General features: G+C 60.0%; 18 protein-coding genes. 10 read left to right on the forward strand and 8 right to left on the reverse strand.

All coding sequences use genetic code 11. The annotated features are described in order from the left end of the window. Positions 1-62: 62 nt before the first annotated feature. Positions 63-338 carry a polyhydroxyalkanoic acid system family protein gene (locus QMX84_RS10885; protein ID WP_048366728.1) on the reverse strand — a complete coding sequence of 92 codons (276 nt, stop codon included), beginning with the start codon at positions 336-338 and terminating at the stop codon, positions 63-65. 110 nt (positions 339-448) lie between these two features. On the opposite strand from QMX84_RS10885, the gene ubiE reads away from it, so the two are divergent. The 10 genes from ubiE to QMX84_RS10935 all read left to right on the forward strand — a co-directional run bounded on the left by ubiE (position 449) and on the right by QMX84_RS10935 (position 8,300). After that, on the forward strand, positions 449-1,219 hold the full coding sequence (gene ubiE / locus QMX84_RS10890; RefSeq protein ID WP_048366729.1) for a bifunctional demethylmenaquinone methyltransferase/2-methoxy-6-polyprenyl-1,4-benzoquinol methylase UbiE: 771 nt from the start codon (positions 449-451) through the stop codon (positions 1,217-1,219). Beyond that, a complete protein-coding gene (locus tag QMX84_RS10895) occupies positions 1,219-1,842 on the forward strand; it encodes an SCP2 sterol-binding domain-containing protein (protein WP_123751061.1) in 624 nt (207 codons plus the stop codon). Before ubiE ends, QMX84_RS10895 begins: the two co-directional genes overlap by 1 nt. After that, a complete protein-coding gene (gene ubiB / locus QMX84_RS10900; protein WP_282363802.1) occupies positions 1,839-3,446 on the forward strand; it encodes a ubiquinone biosynthesis regulatory protein kinase UbiB in 1,608 nt (535 codons plus the stop codon). Before QMX84_RS10895 ends, ubiB begins: the two co-directional genes overlap by 4 nt. 62 nt (positions 3,447-3,508) lie before the next feature. After that, a complete protein-coding gene (gene hisI, locus QMX84_RS10905) occupies positions 3,509-3,910 on the forward strand; it encodes a phosphoribosyl-AMP cyclohydrolase (protein ID WP_019412272.1) in 402 nt (133 codons plus the stop codon). Continuing rightward, positions 3,903-4,235, forward strand: a complete 333-nt coding sequence (locus QMX84_RS10910) for a phosphoribosyl-ATP diphosphatase (protein WP_048366733.1) — start codon at positions 3,903-3,905, stop codon at positions 4,233-4,235. The genes hisI and QMX84_RS10910 overlap by 8 nt, the downstream gene beginning before the upstream one ends. Before the next feature lie 23 nt (positions 4,236-4,258). Then, the gene (locus QMX84_RS10915; protein WP_048366734.1) at positions 4,259-4,537 is read left to right on the forward strand and encodes a twin-arginine translocase TatA/TatE family subunit; all 279 of its coding nucleotides are present in this window, start codon (positions 4,259-4,261) and stop codon (positions 4,535-4,537) included. A 10-nt stretch (positions 4,538-4,547) separates the two neighbouring features. Continuing rightward, positions 4,548-4,979, forward strand: a complete 432-nt coding sequence (gene tatB, locus QMX84_RS10920) for a Sec-independent protein translocase protein TatB (protein WP_262123377.1) — start codon at positions 4,548-4,550, stop codon at positions 4,977-4,979. 4 nt (positions 4,980-4,983) lie between these two features. Then, entirely contained in the window at positions 4,984-5,796 is an 813-nt protein-coding gene (gene tatC, locus QMX84_RS10925) for a twin-arginine translocase subunit TatC (protein ID WP_262123375.1), read from the forward strand. Beyond that, positions 5,793-6,503, forward strand: coding sequence for a 16S rRNA (uracil(1498)-N(3))-methyltransferase (locus QMX84_RS10930; protein ID WP_262123373.1), 711 nt, complete (start codon positions 5,793-5,795; stop codon positions 6,501-6,503). The genes tatC and QMX84_RS10930 overlap by 4 nt, the downstream gene beginning before the upstream one ends. 231 nt (positions 6,504-6,734) lie before the next feature. Continuing rightward, the gene (locus tag QMX84_RS10935; protein WP_262123371.1) at positions 6,735-8,300 is read left to right on the forward strand and encodes a methyl-accepting chemotaxis protein; all 1,566 of its coding nucleotides are present in this window, start codon (positions 6,735-6,737) and stop codon (positions 8,298-8,300) included. Positions 8,301-8,478: 178 nt separating this feature from the next. On the opposite strand, the gene QMX84_RS10940 is transcribed toward QMX84_RS10935, so the two are convergent. The 7 genes from QMX84_RS10940 to pip all read right to left on the reverse strand — a co-directional run bounded on the left by QMX84_RS10940 (position 8,479) and on the right by pip (position 17,343). Next, positions 8,479-9,213, reverse strand: coding sequence for an amino acid ABC transporter ATP-binding protein (locus QMX84_RS10940; protein ID WP_048366739.1), 735 nt, complete (start codon positions 9,211-9,213; stop codon positions 8,479-8,481). Further along, positions 9,206-10,168 (reverse strand): amino acid ABC transporter permease, encoded by a 963-nt coding sequence (locus QMX84_RS10945; RefSeq protein WP_048366740.1) that lies wholly within the window; start codon positions 10,166-10,168, stop codon positions 9,206-9,208. The genes QMX84_RS10940 and QMX84_RS10945 overlap by 8 nt, the downstream gene beginning before the upstream one ends. 144 nt (positions 10,169-10,312) lie before the next feature. Next, a complete protein-coding gene (locus QMX84_RS10950; RefSeq protein ID WP_048366741.1) occupies positions 10,313-11,110 on the reverse strand; it encodes a transporter substrate-binding domain-containing protein in 798 nt (265 codons plus the stop codon). Between the two features lie 304 nt (positions 11,111-11,414). Continuing rightward, the gene (gene mdoH / locus QMX84_RS10955; protein WP_282363803.1) at positions 11,415-13,967 is read right to left on the reverse strand and encodes a glucans biosynthesis glucosyltransferase MdoH; all 2,553 of its coding nucleotides are present in this window, start codon (positions 13,965-13,967) and stop codon (positions 11,415-11,417) included. Continuing rightward, the gene (locus QMX84_RS10960) at positions 13,960-15,705 is read right to left on the reverse strand and encodes a glucan biosynthesis protein G (protein ID WP_048366743.1); all 1,746 of its coding nucleotides are present in this window, start codon (positions 15,703-15,705) and stop codon (positions 13,960-13,962) included. Before QMX84_RS10960 ends, mdoH begins: the two co-directional genes overlap by 8 nt. Positions 15,706-15,937: 232 nt before the next feature. Next, positions 15,938-16,375, reverse strand: coding sequence for a D-aminoacyl-tRNA deacylase (gene dtd / locus QMX84_RS10965; RefSeq protein ID WP_282363804.1), 438 nt, complete (start codon positions 16,373-16,375; stop codon positions 15,938-15,940). Beyond that, the gene (gene pip, locus QMX84_RS10970) at positions 16,372-17,343 is read right to left on the reverse strand and encodes a prolyl aminopeptidase (protein ID WP_048386416.1); all 972 of its coding nucleotides are present in this window, start codon (positions 17,341-17,343) and stop codon (positions 16,372-16,374) included. Before pip ends, dtd begins: the two co-directional genes overlap by 4 nt. Between the last annotated feature and the right edge of the window lie 209 nt (positions 17,344-17,552).

Here is a 17,552-nt window from a genome sequence, read left to right on the forward strand (position 1 = left end):
TGTTCACCTGTAACAGGTTTAGACCTTTATCCGCCTAGTTTCAAGGCAGGTTTAAAACAGGTTTATGCCAAGGCTTTGTCCAGCGAGCGTTCAATTTCTGACTGGATCATGCCGCTCATCGCCGACATCAACATGCCCAGTTTCACGTCCACTTTGACCCGGCGCTCATCCACTTCCAGTTGAGCCTCGACCCCGGAACGTTTCAGGGTCACCTTGTCGCCGGACCACTCAGGGCTTAGCCCGTACTGAGATTCCAGCTTGCCCACCACTTCCCGGGCCTTGACCCGCGCCTGCTCAAGACCCAGGGTGTGGATGCGCTCAACACTGATGTTTGCCATTGCTGCTTTCCTCGTAAAAAAGTCGATCACTATACTTACATTGACCCTCGCCAAGACAAAGCCGGCTACCGGGATTAGAATGGCCAGCATTCTCTTCTGGTGACAGCGATATGACTGATCAGCGCAAAGGCAGCGATGCCGAACCCACCACTCACTTCGGCTTCAAGAACGTGCCGGAAAGCCAAAAGGCCGACAAAGTCGCCGAGGTTTTCCACTCCGTAGCCGGTAAATATGACCTGATGAACGACGTTCTGTCGGGCGGCATGCACCGCCTGTGGAAGCGTTTCACCATCGAGCTGTCGGGTGTACGCCCAGGCAACAAGGTGCTGGACATCGCCGGCGGTACGGGCGATCTGGCGCGCAAGTTCTCGCAACTGGTGGGCCCGACCGGCCACGTGGTACTGGCCGACATCAACGCCTCGATGCTCAAGGTAGGCCGTGATCGCCTGCTGGACAAAGGCGTTGCCGGCAATATCGAGTTCGTTCAGGCTGACGCCGAAAAGCTGCCGTTCCCGGACAACCACTTCGACTGCGTGACCATTGCCTTTGGCCTGCGTAACGTGACCCACAAAGAAGACGCGCTGCGCTCCATGCTGCGTGTGCTCAAGCCGGGCGGCCGCCTGTTGGTGCTGGAGTTCTCCAAGCCGACCAATGCGCTGATGTCCAAGGTCTACGACGCTTACTCGTTCGCCTTTATGCCCATGGTCGGCAAGCTGGTGCTCAACGATGCCGACAGCTACCGCTACCTGGCTGAATCGATCCGCATGCACCCGAACCAGGAGACGCTGAAGTCGATGATGGTCGAGGCCGGTTTTGACCGCGTGACCTATCACAACATGACCTCAGGTATCGTCGCACTGCACCGCGGCATCAAGCCCTGATGTTGCTGCGCGGCCTTCTCGCCAGCGTCGAAACCGGCGTTAACCGGGTATTGCGCCTGGACAGCACGGCCTTGGCACGCTTGCGCCCGTTGACCGGTAAGGTCATTGCGGTGCGCGGCAGCAGCCCGACGGTTCAGCTGTTTATCCTGCCCAGCGATGAAGGCCTGCTGCTGGCCGCTGAGTGGGCCGCCGACGCCGACTGCACCTTGCGTGCCCCGACGTCGACCCTGCTGCGCCTGGCCTTGAGCAAAGACAAAAGCGCGGTGTTGCACAGCCCGCAGGTCGACCTCGAAGGCGACAGCGCCGCGCTGATGGCGCTGGCCGCCGTGCTGCAAGACCTTGAGCTGGACTGGGAGTACGAACTCTCACGCTGGCTCGGCCCTGTGCCTACGGCGTTGATCGGCGGCCACCTGCGCAGCCGCGCCAACTGGTACCAGCAAGGTTTCGCCAGCCTCAATCAGAACCTGGCCGAATACCTGAGCGAAGAAGCCCGCACCTTGGTCGGCGAACGTGAAGCGCAAGCGCGCTTTGAGCAAATCGACCGACTTAAACTCGACCTGGACCGCCTGGAGGCACGCTTTGAGCGCCTCAGCCGATCCCTCAAGCCCAGCGATCACGCATGAAGCTGCTTGCCATACGCCGTTTGTTTCGCATCCAGCGCGTCGTCATTCGCTACCGCCTGGATGACCTGCTGTTTGCCCTGCCCTTGCCGTGGTGGCTGTTGTCGCTGCGCTATGCCCTGCCGTGGCGCTGGTTCCCGCGTAAAAAGCTGGAGCTGAGCCGAGGCGCAGCCCTGCGCTTGGCTTTGCAGGACTTGGGACCGATCTTCATCAAGTTCGGGCAAATTCTGTCGACCCGTCGCGACTTGCTCCCACCGGACATCGCCGATGAGTTGATGCTGTTGCAAGACCGCGTTCCGCCGTTCGACCCGGAACTGGCGGTCAAGCTGATCGAAGAACAGCTCGGCGCCAAAATCAGCGAAGTCTTTAGCCGTTTTGACATTGAGCCGCTGGCCTCGGCCTCGGTGGCCCAGGTGCACGCCGCCAAGCTCAAGACCGGCGAAGAGGTGGTGGTCAAAGTCGTCCGCCCGGGCCTCAAGCCGATTATCGGTTCTGACCTGGCCTGGCTGTTTATTCTGGCCAAGACCGCCGAGCGCTTGAGCGCCGACGCGCGCCTGCTGCACCCGGTAGACGTGGTCAGCGATTACGAAAAAACCATCTACGACGAACTCGACCTGCTGCGCGAGGCGGCCAACGCCAGCCAACTCAAGCGCAACTTCGAAGGTTCGCCGCTGCTTTACGTGCCGCAGATTTACTGGGACTGGTGCCGCCCCAAAGTGCTGGTCATGGAGCGCATCTACGGGCTGCAAGTCACCGATCTGGCGGCGTTGGCCGACCAGCGCACCGACATGAAGCTGCTGGCCGAACGCGGGGTCGAGATCTTCTTCACCCAAGTGTTTCGTGACAGTTTTTTCCATGCCGACATGCACCCCGGCAACATTTTCGTCAGCACGGTCAGCCCGTGGAGCCCGCAATACATCGCCATCGACTGCGGTATCGTCGGCAGCCTGACCCCCGAAGACCAGGACTACCTGGCGCGCAACCTGTTTGCCTTCTTCAAGCGGGATTACCGGCGTGTGGCCCAACTGCACATCGACTCGGGCTGGGTGCCGGCGAACACCAAGCTCAACGAGTTTGAGGCAGCGATCCGCACCGTGTGCGAGCCGATTTTCGAGAAGCCGCTCAAAGAGATTTCCTTTGGTCAGGTGCTGATGCGCCTGTTCCAGACTGCTCGGCGCTTCAACATGGAAGTCCAGCCGCAGTTGGTTTTGTTACAAAAAACCCTGCTCAACATCGAAGGCCTGGGCCGCCAGCTGTACCCCGACCTCGACCTGTGGAGCACCGCGCAGCCGTTCCTTGAACGCTGGATGCGCGAGCGCGTCAGCCCCAAAACCCTGCTGCGCAACCTGCACAGCCAGGTCGAGCAGATCCCGCATCTGGCGGGCATGACCCGCGACCTGCTGGAGCGCATGTCGCAACCTCACGCCAAAAACCAGCCGCTGGCGGTGCGTGAGCCCCGTGACGGCTGGTTCTTGCGCCTGCTGGGCGCAGGGCATGTGGTTGCGGGTGCCTTGCTGGCAACTGTCGGCCCCTTGGGCAGCATCGGATACTGGCCGGCGGGTATCCTGCTGGTGGCGGGCCTTTACCTGATCGTGCGCCGATCGTAGGAATTCTGGTCACTCTTGAGAGAGGCTGGCAAACTGTGGGCATCGCGAGTGCGGAGTCAAACATGAAAGACTGGCTGGACGAGATCAAATGGGACAACGATGGCCTGGTGCCGGCAATTGCCCAAGACCATAAAACCGGACGTGTGCTGATGATGGCCTGGATGAACCGCGAGGCCCTGAGCCTGACCGCGGCAGAAAACCGTGCCATCTACTGGTCACGCTCGCGTGGCAAACTGTGGCGCAAAGGTGAAGAATCAGGCCACGTGCAAAAGCTGCATGAAATGCGCCTGGACTGCGACGCTGATGTGATCATCCTGATGGTTGAGCAAATCGGCGACATCGCTTGCCATACCGGCCGTCAAAGCTGCTTCTATCGCGTTTATGAAAACGCCGAATGGAAGACCGTTGATCCGGTGCTTAAAGACCCGAACGCCATTTATCACGCAGGCCACTCCCATGACTGACACCCTGAACCGCGTCGCCCAGGTGCTCGAAGCACGCAAAGGCGCCACGCCAGACAGCTCCTATGTCGCCAGCCTGTACCACAAGGGTTTGAACAAGATCCTGGAGAAAGTCGGCGAAGAGTCGGTCGAAACCATCATTGCCGCCAAAGATGCTGCCATCAGCGGTGACTGCAGCGATGTCATCTACGAAACGGCTGATTTATGGTTCCACAGCATGATCATGCTCGCCCAGCTGGGCCAGCATCCTCAGGCGGTACTGGATGAACTGGAGCGCCGCATCGGCACTTCCGGACACGTGGAAAAAGCCTCCCGGCCTTCCGCCTAAACCCTTTTTTCAAGGAGCACAGCATGGGCATTTTTGACTGGAAACACTGGATCGTCATTCTGGTAGTCGTGGTCCTGGTCTTCGGCACCAAAAAACTGAAAAATCTGGGCACCGACGTGGGCGAGTCGATCAAAGGCTTTCGCAAAGCCATGAACGACGACGAAAAGCCTGCAGAACCCGTGGTTCCTCCTGCGCAGCCAACTGCCGCACCGACACCGCACACCACTTCGACCCTGAATGAGCCGCACACCATCGACGTGCAGGCGCAAAAAGTCGAAGAGCCGACCCGCAAAGACGTGTGAGCCAAAACCCATGTTCGGTATCAGCTTCAGTGAACTGCTGCTTGTCGGCCTGGTTGCCCTCGTGGTGCTGGGCCCCGAGCGCCTGCCGGGTGCTGCACGCACCGCCGGCCTGTGGATCGGACGCTTGAAACGCAGTTTCAATGCGATCAAACAGGAAGTTGAACGTGAAATCGGCGCTGACGAGATCCGTCGCCAGTTGCACAACGAACACATCTTGTCGATGGAAGAGGAAGCCAAGAAGATCTTGGCCCCGCTCCAGCCGACGGTGCCGCCCGTGGTGCCGACAGAGCCCGTGCCAGCCCCCGCAGCCGCGCCTGTGGCCCCGCTGGCTCACCCGGAGCCTGCCAGCCCGGCACCGACCAGCCTGAGCGAGACCGAGGCCGGGCCAGCGCCTCACGCGCCAGCGCCACACGACCCAACCCTGCCACCGCGAGCCCCCTAAGCGCATGAGCGACTCCTCCAAGAACGAGCAGCCCGAACACGACCAGCCAATGCCGCTGGTCTCGCACCTGACCGAGCTGCGTACCCGTTTGTTGCGCTGTATTGCGGCGATCTTTCTGATCTTCATCGCCTTGTTTGCCTTTACGCAGCAGATCTACACCCTGGTCTCCACGCCGCTGCGTGAATACCTGCCGGTGGGCGCCACGATGATCGCCACCGACGTGGCCTCGCCGTTCCTCACGCCGCTCAAGCTGACCATGATGGTCTCGCTGTTTATTGCCATTCCGGTGATCCTGCACCAGATCTGGGGCTTTATTGCGCCGGGCCTGTACAAGCATGAAAAGCGCATTGCCGTGCCGCTGCTGATCTCCAGCATCTTTTTGTTCTATGCCGGTATGGCGTTTGCCTACTTCCTGGTCTTCCCGCTGGTGTTCAAGTTCTTTGCTGCCGCGACCCCGGAAGGCGTGGCCATGATGACCGACATCAGCAGTTACCTTGATTTCGTCATGACCCTGTTTTTTGCCTTTGGCGTGGCCTTTGAAATTCCGGTGGCCGTGGTGCTGCTGGTCTGGATCGGCATAGTCGACGTCAAATACCTGCGCAAGATCCGCCCGTACGTGATCATCGGCTGCTTCGTGGTCGGCATGATCCTGACCCCGCCAGACATCTTTTCGCAGACGCTGCTGGCCGTGCCGATGTGGATGCTGTTTGAGATCGGCATTCTGTTTGGCAGCCTGATCAGCAAAAACAAGCGCGGCGACGAAGAAGAATCGGCTGACAACGACAGCAACGCCCAACCGCCAGCACCGCAGCCGTGAACCTGCTACTCCTCGAAGAGGCTGACTTCATTGCCGCCGACCGCGTGATCCTGCGCGACCGGCGCCTGACCCACATGCAGGACGTGCACCGGGCAGCGGTGGGCGACACCCTGCGCGTGGGGCGCATTGGCGGTTTGATGGGCAGCGCCGAACTGGTGCGCCTTGAAGCCAAAGAGGCCGAGCTGGTAATCCTGAGCCTCGACCAGCCCCCGCCGCAAAAGCTCCCGCTGACCCTGCTGCTGGCCCTGCCGCGCCCAAAAATGTTGCGTCGGGTACTCCAGACAGTAGCGTCCATGGGCGTGCCCAACGTCGTGCTGGTCAACAGTTACCGGGTTGAAAAGAGCTTCTGGCAAACGCCGTTTCTGGAGCCCGAGGCCATACGCGAGCAATTGATCCTGGGCCTTGAACAGTCCCGCGACAGCGTGCTGCCTGAAATCATCATCGAAAAACGCTTCAAACCGTTTGTCGAAGACCGCCTGCCGGCCATGGCCGACGGCACCTTGGGCCTGGTCGGCCACCCCGGCAACTACCCCGACTGCCCACGCGGCCTGAGCGAAGCCGTCACCCTGGCCATCGGCCCGGAAGGTGGCTGGATCCCTTACGAGATCGACCTGCTGGTCAACGCCGGGTTGCAACCGGTACAACTCGGCGCCCGCATCCTGCGGGTCGAAACCGCCGTCACCGCCCTCCTCGCCCGGCTGTTCTAAGCCCACTGCCTGCTGCAGGAGCGAGCTTGTCTCGCGATCTTTTGATCTTAAAAGACCGCGAGCACGTTCTCTCAGTAATGGCAATAAGCCACTTCTTGCGACCTGGATCACATATTCGACAGCCGTCCTACAGTTATCTGCCGGGACGCCGATGCGCTGTGAAGTCACGAGCACCGCGAAGCAACGGACAACTTTGCGTCTCTCGATCCAGGTCTATAAAGGAGCAGCACCATGTACCGTCGGTTAGCCCAACTACTCGGCAATATGAGCGTCAATCGTAAACTCAGCCTGGGTTTCGGCCTGGTGCTGGTTCTGACCGTGCTGATTGCCACCGCGGGCTGGAACGGCCTGGCGTCGGTGATTGAGCGGGGTGACAAGCTGGCCAGTATCTCCAGAATCATCGGGCTGACCAAAGACCTGCGCATTGCGCGGCTCGATTATCAACTCACCCAGCAGGCCGATGCCCAGCACCAGGTGGATGAGCGCCTGCGCGAGCTGGACACCATTCTGGTCGCCTCGCGCAAGCAACTGACCATGCCTGAAGACCTGGCGCTGGTCGATCAGCAGATCAGTGCCGCCGCCGAGTACAAACGGGCCTTCGATGATCTGGCGCAAGGTAAAAATACCGATCAGGCGCTGGAGCGCATGCACCTGCAAGGCAATAACCTGATCGACCTGAGCCAAAAGCTCTCGGCACTGCAAACCGCCAAGCGTGACAGAGACAGCCAGCAGGCCAGAACGCTGCTGGTCAGTTGTGCCGTGCTGGCGTTGGTGATCGGGATCATTGCGGCCTGGATCATTACCCGCCAGATCGTGGTGCCGCTACAACGCACGCTCAAGTCCGTTGAGTACATCGCCGCCGGTGACCTGTCCCATGACACTAAAACTGAGCGCCGCGATGAGCTGGGGCAATTGCAGAAGTCCATCCAGAACATGACCGAAGGCCTGCGTGAGCTGATTGGCGGGATTCGCGATGGCGTCACCCAGATTGCCAGCGCCGCGGAAGAGCTGTCTGCCGTCACCGAGCAAACCAGCGCCGGTGTTAACAGCCAGAAAGTCGAAACCGATCAGGTGGCTACCGCCATGAACGAAATGGCCGCGACGGTGCAAGAAGTGGCGCGCAATGCTGAGGAAGCCAGCGAAGCCGCCGGTGCTGCCGACCAGCAGGCCCATGAAGGCGACACGGTGGTTGCACAAGCCATCGCCCAGATCGAGAAGCTCGCCGTAGAGGTTGCGCACTCCACCGAGGCCATGGATCACCTCAAGCGCGAAAGCGACAAGATTGGCAGCGTGCTGGACGTGATCAAGTCGGTGGCCCAGCAAACCAACCTGCTGGCCCTGAACGCGGCCATTGAGGCGGCACGGGCCGGTGAAGCCGGGCGCGGTTTTGCGGTGGTGGCCGACGAGGTGCGCAGCCTGGCGCAACGCACTCAGCAATCAACCGAGGAAATCGAAGAACTGATTGCCGGCCTGCAAAGCAGCACACAGCAGGTCTCAAGTCGCCTGGACAGCAGCCGTACCCTCACCGACAGCAGCGTCGAACTGACCCGCACTGCGGGCCAGTCGCTGGGCAACATCACCCGTACCGTGTCTGCCATTCAGGGCATGAACCAGCAAATTGCGGCTGCCGCCGAGCAGCAAAGTGCCGTGGCGGAAGAGATCAACCGCAGCGTGCTGAATGTGCGTGATGTGTCGGATCAGACGGCCGCCGCCAGCGAAGAAACCGCCGCGTCCAGTATTGAACTGGCGCGTCTGGGCACGCATTTGCAGACATTGGTGGGGCGATTTAAGGTCTGAACCGGTAGGAGCGAGCTTGTCTCGCGATCTTTTGATCTTGATCTAAGAGCCCCCTCACCCTAGCCCTCTCCCGAAGGAGAGGGAACCGATTGGGGGATGCTGAAGATACTCGCTGTCCTGTTTGCTGCGCGACAGCGCGGCGTCGAAGACGGGGCGGCCCCTCCTACGGGGATTGGCGTTACAAGACTTGGCGCAAGAACGCTTGAGCGCGCAGGTCTTTTGGCGAGTTGAAGAAGTCTTCCGGGGCGGAGTCTTCCAGCAGTTTGCCGTGATCGAAGAACAGCACGCGGTTCGCCACTTCACGAGCAAAGCCCATTTCGTGGGTCACGCAGACCATGGTCATGCCCTCCAGGGCCAAGGTCTTCATCACGTCGAGCACTTCGCCGACCATCTCCGGGTCGAGTGCCGAGGTGGGTTCGTCAAACAACATGACCTTGGGTTCCATCGCCAGCGCACGGGCAATGGCCACACGCTGTTGCTGGCCGCCCGACAGGCGCGACGGGAATTCGTTGGCCTTCTGCCCGATCCCGACCTTCTCCAGCAGCGCACGGGCCTTGGCTTCACGCTCGGCCTTGCCGCGCTTGCGCACCACCTTCTGCGCCAGGCAGAGGTTTTCGAGCACGGTCATGTGCGGGAACAGGTTGAAATGCTGGAACACCATGCCGACTTCACGCCGGTAGGCGTTGACGTCGGTTTTCGGGTCGGCCAGGTCTACGCCATCAATGCTGACAGAGCCCGAATCGAACTCTTCCAGGCCATTGAGGCAGCGCAGAAAGGTCGATTTGCCGGAGCCGGACGGGCCGATCACCACCAGCACTTCGCCCTTGTCGACCTTGGTGGTGACGTTGTCGACCGCGCGTACGATGTGCCCGCGGGTGTCGAAGACTTTTACCAGTTCGCGAACTTCAATCACTTTGCGCGAGCCTCCGCTCAAGCCGGCTGGCGAAGTGCGACAGCGGCAGGTTGATCAACAAGTACAGGCCCGCCACGCAGAACAGGATTTCGAACGGCGAGAACGAGGTGGTGATGACTTCACGACCACTTTTGAGCAGCTCGGTAATCGCAATCACCGACACCAGCGAGGTGTCTTTGACCAAGCTGATAAACTGCCCGGCCAGCGGTGGCAGCACCCGTTTGAACGCTTGCGGCAGGACCACGTAGCGCATCGACTGGCTGGCGTTGAGGCCCAGCGAGCGTGCCGCTTCGTTTTGCCCACGGGCGATGGACTGGACGCCCGCGCGGATGATTTCGGCCACGTACGCGCCTGTGAACAGCGACAGCGCAGCAATGCCGGCAAATTCGCGGGACAGGTTCAGCACGGTGCCAATAAAGAAGTAGAAGATAAAAATCTGCACCAGCAACGGCGTACCGCGCACCAGCTCAACGTACAACGTCGACAGGTCACGCAGGGTCGGGTTGTTTGACAGCCGGCACAGGCCCGTGGCCAGCCCGATCAGCAACCCAAGCACGCCAGACACCAGCGACAGCCAGACAGTGGTCCACAGGCCCAGCAGCAGCGGCCCGGCAGCCCAATGTCGGTTCACACCGATCACATCGCCTTCAGCAACATCGTCGCCCTCAGCCAATTGCAGGCTGTTGTCAGCAACGGTCAGACGCTGTTCGGCGCCATCGTCGCCGCGCAGCACCACTTCGGCCTTTCCGCCGTTGTGTATCACTTCGATCACGGTGGAGGTTTCAGCGGCCCGTTGAGCTTCTTCGGCCTGATAGGCGAAGTACTGCGGGACTCGGTTCCAGCGCCACTCGTAGGACATCAGCGAGGTGGCGTAATACAGCGCCCCCGCCAGACCGATGAGGATTAGCACGGTCAAAACGTGCCACGGCCACTGGGCTTTCTTTTGTTTGATCACTTTGCAATTTTTCCGTCAAGGTCACGCGGTCAGCTTTTTTGTAGCCGCTGCCGAAGGCTGCGACGGGCTGCAGAGCAGCCCTGAAATCTTCAAGCCCCTTCGGGCCTTATCGCAGCCTGCGGCAGCGGCTACAGGGAATCGCGCTTATTCCATGTCTTTGAGCCAAGCGGTGTCTTTGAACCACTTGTCATGGATGCGATCGTAGGTGCCGTCTTCGTGGATCTGGTGCAGGAAGTTATTGATGTAGTTGATGCTGTCGTAGTCGCCTTTCTTCAGACCAAACGCCAACGGCTCGTAGGTGAACGGCTTGTCGAGGAACTCCAGCTTGCCGTTGCCGAACTTGTTGACCGCTACAACGTTGTAAGGCGCGTCGTAGATAAACGCGTCTGCCTTGCCGTTAACCACGTCCAGCACCGCTTCTGGCTCGTTGTCATAGCCGTGGTACTGGGCTTTGGACATCAGCTTGCGCGCGACGATTTCACCCGTGGTGCCGATTTTGGAGGTCAGGCGGTACTGTGGATCGTTGAGGTCTTTGTAGGACTTGACCTTGTCTGCCAGCTCTTTGCGGATCAGCAGGGTTTGGCCCACAACAATGAAGGGTTCGCTGAAGTTCAGGCGCAGGTTGCGTTCTTGGGTCAGGGTCATGCCGCTGCCGATCATGTCGAACTTGTTGGTCATGAGGGCCGGGATGATACCGTCGTAAGCCGTGGACACCAGTTCCAGCTTGACGCCCATGGACTTGGCCATGGCTTTGAGCAGGTCAACTTCAAAACCAATGATCTGACCGCGTTTGTTGGTCATTTCAAACGGCATGTACGTTGGGTCCATACCGACTTTCAGCGTGCCGCGCTTGACCGCGTCGTCAATGGCGCCTGCATGGGCTGCGCTGACTGCCAGTAATGCAGTGGCGCCGCACAGCAGTTTCGTCAGAAACTTCTTCATCATCAACCTCCCCTCAACCGACTCAATAAAGGTGTTGGCCTGCGGCGGGTTTGCTTGATAAAGCCAACAAAGCCGGGCACTCACCCATTCGGGGACGGATGCTAACTCACAGAAGGTTTTGAGACGAGTTTTGCGCGTTAAAAGCACGACAGGCGGGGCGTAAAAACCAATACCGTAGTCGCTGCCGAAGGCTGCGATGAGATGTGTGGGTGTTCAAGGGAACGGGTTGCTCCGCAACCCTTCGCAGCTAAAGGCTGCGACTACAAAAGCACAAACCCCACTTTCGTGGGGTTTGTGCTGTGGATCACGCCGCTGGCTGCAACGCCAGCAACGGTGCGTGGTTATCGGCGGCCACCGAATCACGCCAGGCTTTGAGCCAGTCCTCGTGACCGTCGGTCCACACCAACGCGTGCAGACGGGCCAACGCCACCGGGTCGCTCAACAACGCCATACGCTCGTTGTTGTTCAAACCGCTCGGGCCGACCTTGATCGCATGACGCACGCGCTCGGCGCGCAGCCATTCGATCGGCTCGGCTTCGCGGTGACGCGAGGTTGCCAAGGCGCACGCCAGGGCGTTTTGCTGCGGGTCCACCACGGCCCGTACAAAGCCATCGTGAAGCGCGTGGTAGCGGTTCTCGTGGGTGTACTCCTCGGTGGCCGACAACTCACGCGGCGGCGCGTATTCCTCAGGAATCAGGAACAGCTTCTCGTCACGCGACTTGAGGCCCGGTTTAACCCGGCTGGACAGAACCGACACTGGAATCGACAGCATCAGCGAACCCACAATCGGCACCAGCCACCACAGGAAGCTCGGGTTCAGCCACAACACCACGCAGGCCCACGCAGCACCCAATAGGGTTTGCGGGCCATGACGGCGTACCGCTTCGCTCCACGGCGTGGAATCGTCGTCACGTTGTGGCGAGTTCCAGGTCGCAGCCCAGCCCAGGAAGGCAGCCAGGACGAAACGGGTGTGGAAGATCATGCGCACCGGCGCCAGCAGCATCGAAAAGAGCATTTCGAGCAGCATCGACACGGTGACCTTGAACTTGCCGCCGAACTCTTTGGCGCCCTTGGCCCAGATCAGGATGATGCTCAGCAGTTTAGGCAGGAACAGCAACACGATGGTGGTCGAGAACAGCGCGACCGCCTTTTCCGGGTGCCATTGTGGCCACAACGGATACAGCTGGCGCGGCTCCATGAAGTACTGCGGTTCCATCAGCGTGTTGACCGCCAGCAAGGCCGTCGACAGCAGCAAGAAGAAGAACCACAACGGCGCCGATAAGTACGACATCACGCCGGTCAGGAACACCGCACGGTGCACCGGGTGCATGCCTTTGACCAGGAACAGGCGGAAGTTCATCAAGTTACCGTGGCACCAGCGGCGGTCACGCTTGAGTTCGTCCAGCAAGTTAGGCGGCAGTTCTTCATAGCTGCCCGGCAAGTCGTAAGCGATCCACACGCCCCAACCGGCACGGCGCATCAGCGCGGCTTCAACGAAGTCGTGGGACAAAATCGCCCCCGCAAACGCGCCCTTGCCCGGCAACGGCGCCAGGGCGCAGTGCTCGATAAACGGCTTCATGCGGATGATCGCGTTGTGGCCCCAGTAGTGGGATTCACCCAACTGCCAGAAGTGCAAACCGGCGGTGAACAGCGGGCCGTATACGCGCGTTGCAAACTGCTGCATGCGTGCATACAAGGTGTCCATGCCCGACGCCCGTGGCGCGGTCTGGATAATGCCTGCGTCTGGCGTGGCTTCCATCAAGCGCACCAGGCTGGTCAGGCATTCGCCGCTCATGACGCTGTCGGCGTCGAGCACCACCATGTACTTGTAATCGCCGCCCCAACGACGGCAAAAGTCGTCGAGGTTGCCGCTTTTGCGCTTCACACGACGGCGACGACGGCGATAGAAAATCCGCCCAAAGCCTTCTGTCTCGCGGCACACATCCAGCCAGGCCTGTTGTTCTGCGACACAAATATCGGGGTCGTTACTGTCGCTCAGGACAAAGAAGTCAAAGCGATCCAGGTCGCCTGTGGCAGCCACCGATTCAAACGTTGCCCGCAAGCCCGCAAACACACGGGTGACGTCTTCGTTACAAATCGGCATCACCAACGCTGTACGCGCTTGCTCAGGGATAGGCTCATCACCAGCGCTGGCACCGGAAATACGGTACTTGTCATGCCCGGTCAGCAGTTCAAGGAAGCCCATCAGGGCGGTCCAGAAGCCTGCAGACACCCAGCAAAACAAAATCCCGAAGAGGATCAGGATGCTGGTCTGCAAGGCGTACGGCAGCACTTGTTGTGCGGTTTGCAGCAACGGCTGATGCAGCACCTCGTCCAGGTCAACGAATGACCAGCCCTGGTACGGCATGATGCCTTTCATGTACCAGCCCGCGACGATGGTCTGGCCCAGCATCAGCACCAGCAGGATGTAACGGCGGATCGAACCCACCGTACGCCAGCGGGCCTTGGGCAATACACGCTCGTCTTTGGGCGGCAACGCAGGGTTGCTGCGCCCGGTCAGGCGTCGCCAGCCACGCACCAGAATATTGGTGCGCCATGGCTCCGGGACCACCTTGGTACGACGAATCGGCGGCGTGGCCTTAAGCATCACCCGGCCACTGGCATCGAGGGCGAGCATTTCTGCGTCCTCAAGCGCTTGAGCCGTGCTCAGGTTCAGACGCGAAGCCACCGAAGCCTGGGCGGCCTCGGCGGTGTCGATGTCCGGGCGCGCCGACAGGCGTTCATGCAACTCAGCGAACGAGGTGCAGCTCGCCAGTTCGGCGCGCTGCTCATCGTTCAGTGGCAGGTGGGCCAGGTACTCGCCAAGCGAGACTGGCTGAGAGTGAGCATTACTCATCGGCTGGCAACTGATAGCTCCAGGTCTCGGTCAGTACTTTTTCAGTCTTCACCGGCTCTGGGGTGGCAGGGGCAGCTTCGGCGGCAGGCGCCGGGGTGCCCTTGGCATCCTTGGCGTCCTTGGCTTTTGCTTCTTTTGGCTCTTTCTTCTCGTGCACCTTGGCCGCCACTTTCTCAGCCTTGGCCACGGTTGCCGGAGCTTGCTCAACGTCCTGGACCAGTGCCGCACGCAGTTCCGTGGACTTGCTCGGGTCTTTGACTTTCAAGCGCAAGGTCAAGCGCCAGCCTTTGGTTTCCGGGTTGTAACGCAGGTTGTTTTCAACCAGATCGGCGTTGTCACCCACACTCACCTGGCTGCGCACAGGCGCATCAGCAGGCAGTTTGGCCAGCGCCGGGCCTTCGAAGTCCACCAGGTAAGCCACGCTGCCGTCAGGCTGACGGATCAGGTTGGATTGCTTGACGTCACCGGTCGAACGCATGGTTTGTTTAACCCAGGCGCTGTCAGCCGGGTGCAGCGCTGCTTCGTCCAGGGTCCAGTGCAGGCGGTAAGCGTAGTCAAACGGCTTGCCTGGCTCTGGCAGAGTACCCGGGCTCCAGAACGCAACGATGTTGTCGTTGGTTTCGTCAGCTGTCGGGATTTCTACCAGGTCAACGGAGCCCTTGCCCCAGTCACCTTGTGGCTCGATCCAGGCGCTTGGACGCTTGTCGTAGCGGTCGTCGAGGTCTTCAAACTGGCTGAAGTCACGGCCACGTTGCAGCAAACCAAAGCCGCGCGGGTTCTCAACGGCGAAGTTGCTCACCGACAGGTGTTTCGGGTTGTTCAGCGGACGCCAGATCCACTCACCGTTGCCGGCATGGATCGCCAGGCCCGACGAGTCGTGCAGCTCGTGGCGGTAGTTGAGGACTTTGGACGGCTGGTTCGCACCAAACAGGTACATGCTGGTCAGCGGAGCGATGCCCAGCTTGCCCACTTTGTCACGCAGGTACATTTGTGCCTTCACGTCCACCACCGTGTCTACGCCAGGGCGCAGGATAAAACGGTAGGCACCGGTCGCCCGTGGCGAATCCAGCAAGGCAAAGATCACCAGGTGTTTGTCGTTAGGTTTTGGGCGTTCAACCCAGAACTCGGTGAAGCGCGGGAACTCTTCGCCCGATGGCAACGCGGTATCAATCGCCATGCCACGAGCCGACAAGCCGTAAGTCTGGCCTTTGCCGATCACGCGGAAGTAGCTCGCGCCCAGCATGGTCATGATTTCGTCTTGTTTGTCAGCCTTGTTGATCGGATACAAGACGCGGAAACCGGCCCAGCCGAGGTTCTCGGTGGCTTTAGGATCGAATTTGACGTCGCCGAAATCAAAACGGCTCGGGTCGTACTTGATCTCTTCAACCTTGTCGGCGGTCACTTCGTTGATTTTCACCGGCGTGTCGAAATGCATGCCCTGGTGATAGAAGGACAGCTTGAACGGGGTCTTGTCGCCCGCCCACTGGGACTTCTCGCGCTTGAACTGAATCTTTTGATAGTCCGCGAATTTCATGTCACGGAATTCGTTTGGCAGATTGCTGCGCGGGGCTTGGTATTTCTGTTCGGCCAGGGCTTTAGCCTGAACCGCTACGTCATCCAGACTGAAGGCCCACAGTTGACCCGCACCGAGCAAGCAAAAGAGCGCAGAGCCCGTCACCAGTGCGTTGCGTAACCGCTTGGCAGACCTTTTTGGTGCATTTAATGGACTAACAATCACGAGCAACCTCGCCGAAAACAGATGATGAAACCAACGGCCAGCGATCTAAATCGCCGGGTTGGCGAGCACTGTTCCGACCGTCGTAGGGAAGAATGATTCCCCTGACGTGTCGGATTAGTCTCTATGGTAGTCGGGGATTATCTAGTAGCCCGCGTTACAACGCATCTATTGTCGCCAAGTATTTCTAACTAAAACTTAATGTTTTCTGACGAAAACACAGATTTTCAAGGTTTTAGATCTGTAACAAAAATGTAACCGGGCCATCATTGACCAAATGCACCTGCATATCGGCGCCAAAACGGCCTGATTCGACTGTCGGATGCAGGCGTTTGGCTTCGGCCAGGACGTGCTCAAACATCGCCTCGGCCATTGCCGGTGGGGCCGCGGTGGAGAAGCTGGGGCGCAAGCCGCTTTTGGTGTCGGCGGCCAGGGTAAATTGCGACACCAGCAGCAAGCCGCCGTCGATATCCTTCAGCGACAGGTTCATTTTGCCCTCGGCATCGCTGAACACCCGGTAATTGAGCAGCTTGTGCAGCATTTTGGCCGCATGGGCCTCGGTGTCGTCGGGTTCGACGGCCAACAGCACCAGCAAACCCTGATCGATCGAACCGACAATTTCCCCGCCCACCTCTACCCGCGCACCTTTTACGCGTTGCAGCAGGCCCTTCATGCTTCGTCCGGCTGCAAGTTGAGCAGGCTGCGAGCCATTTGCTCGGCAGCCCGTACCAAGGCATCGGTGATTCCGGGCTCAGAGGCTGCGTGGCCGGCTTCGCGGATCACTTGCAGTTCGCTGCCCGGCCAGTTCTGGTGAAGCTCCCAGGCGTTGTCCAGCGGGCAAATCACGTCGTAGCGGCCATGCACGATCACGCCCGGCAAATGGGCGATTTTGTGCATGTCGCGGATCAGTTGATCCGGCTCAAGGAACGCGCTGTTGGTGAAGTAATGGCATTCGATGCGGGCAATCGACAGCGCCCGGTGCGGGTCGCAGAAGCGCTCAACCACTTGCGGGTTGGGGCGCAGCGTCGCGGTGCGGCCCTCCCAGGTCGACCAGGCCTTGGCTGCATGCATTTGCGCGATCTGGTCATTGCCCGTCAGGCGCTTATGGAAGGCACCGAGCAAGTCGTCGCGCTCCTCCGGCGGGATCGGCGCGATGTAGTCCTGCCAGTAATCCGGGAACAGACGGCTGGCACCGGCCTGGTAGAACCATTCAATTTCTTGCGGGCGGGCCAAAAAGATACCGCGCAGGATCAGGCCATGAACACGATCCGGATGGCTTTGCGCGTAGGCCAGCGACAGGGTCGAGCCCCAGGAGCCGCCAAACAGCACCCACTTGTCGATGCCCAGAAACAGACGAATCCGCTCCATGTCCGCGACCAGATCCCACGTGGTGTTGTTGTCCAGGCTGGCATGCGGAGTCGAACGGCCGCAGCCGCGCTGATCGAACGTAATGATGCGGTACACGCCCGGATCGAAATAACAGCGGCTGTTGGCGTCACACCCCGACCCCGGCCCGCCGTGCACAAAGACCACCGGCAGGCCGTCGGGCGTACCGCTTTCGTCGACATACAAGACATGCGGCCCATCAACAGCAAGATCGTGCCGGGCGTAGGGTTTGATCTGCGGGAACAAGGTCTGCATTACACACTCCGCGGGAGGGTTGAGGTCATCCCTGGTGGGGACATCAAGAAATAGTGCCGTTTGGCATCATAAACCCGATTGGCGGAATGAGCATGGGGTTATAAAAATCCTGTTGAAGACCGGACAGAATCCTGTGGGAGCGGGCTTGCTCGCGAAAGGATCAACGCGACCTGCCTGCCGGACCGCGTTGCCTGGATCGCGAGCAAGCC

The sequence above is a fragment of the Pseudomonas sp. PS01297 genome (assembly GCF_029959305.1).
GTDB classification, from domain to species: domain Bacteria; phylum Pseudomonadota; class Gammaproteobacteria; order Pseudomonadales; family Pseudomonadaceae; genus Aquipseudomonas; species Aquipseudomonas helleri.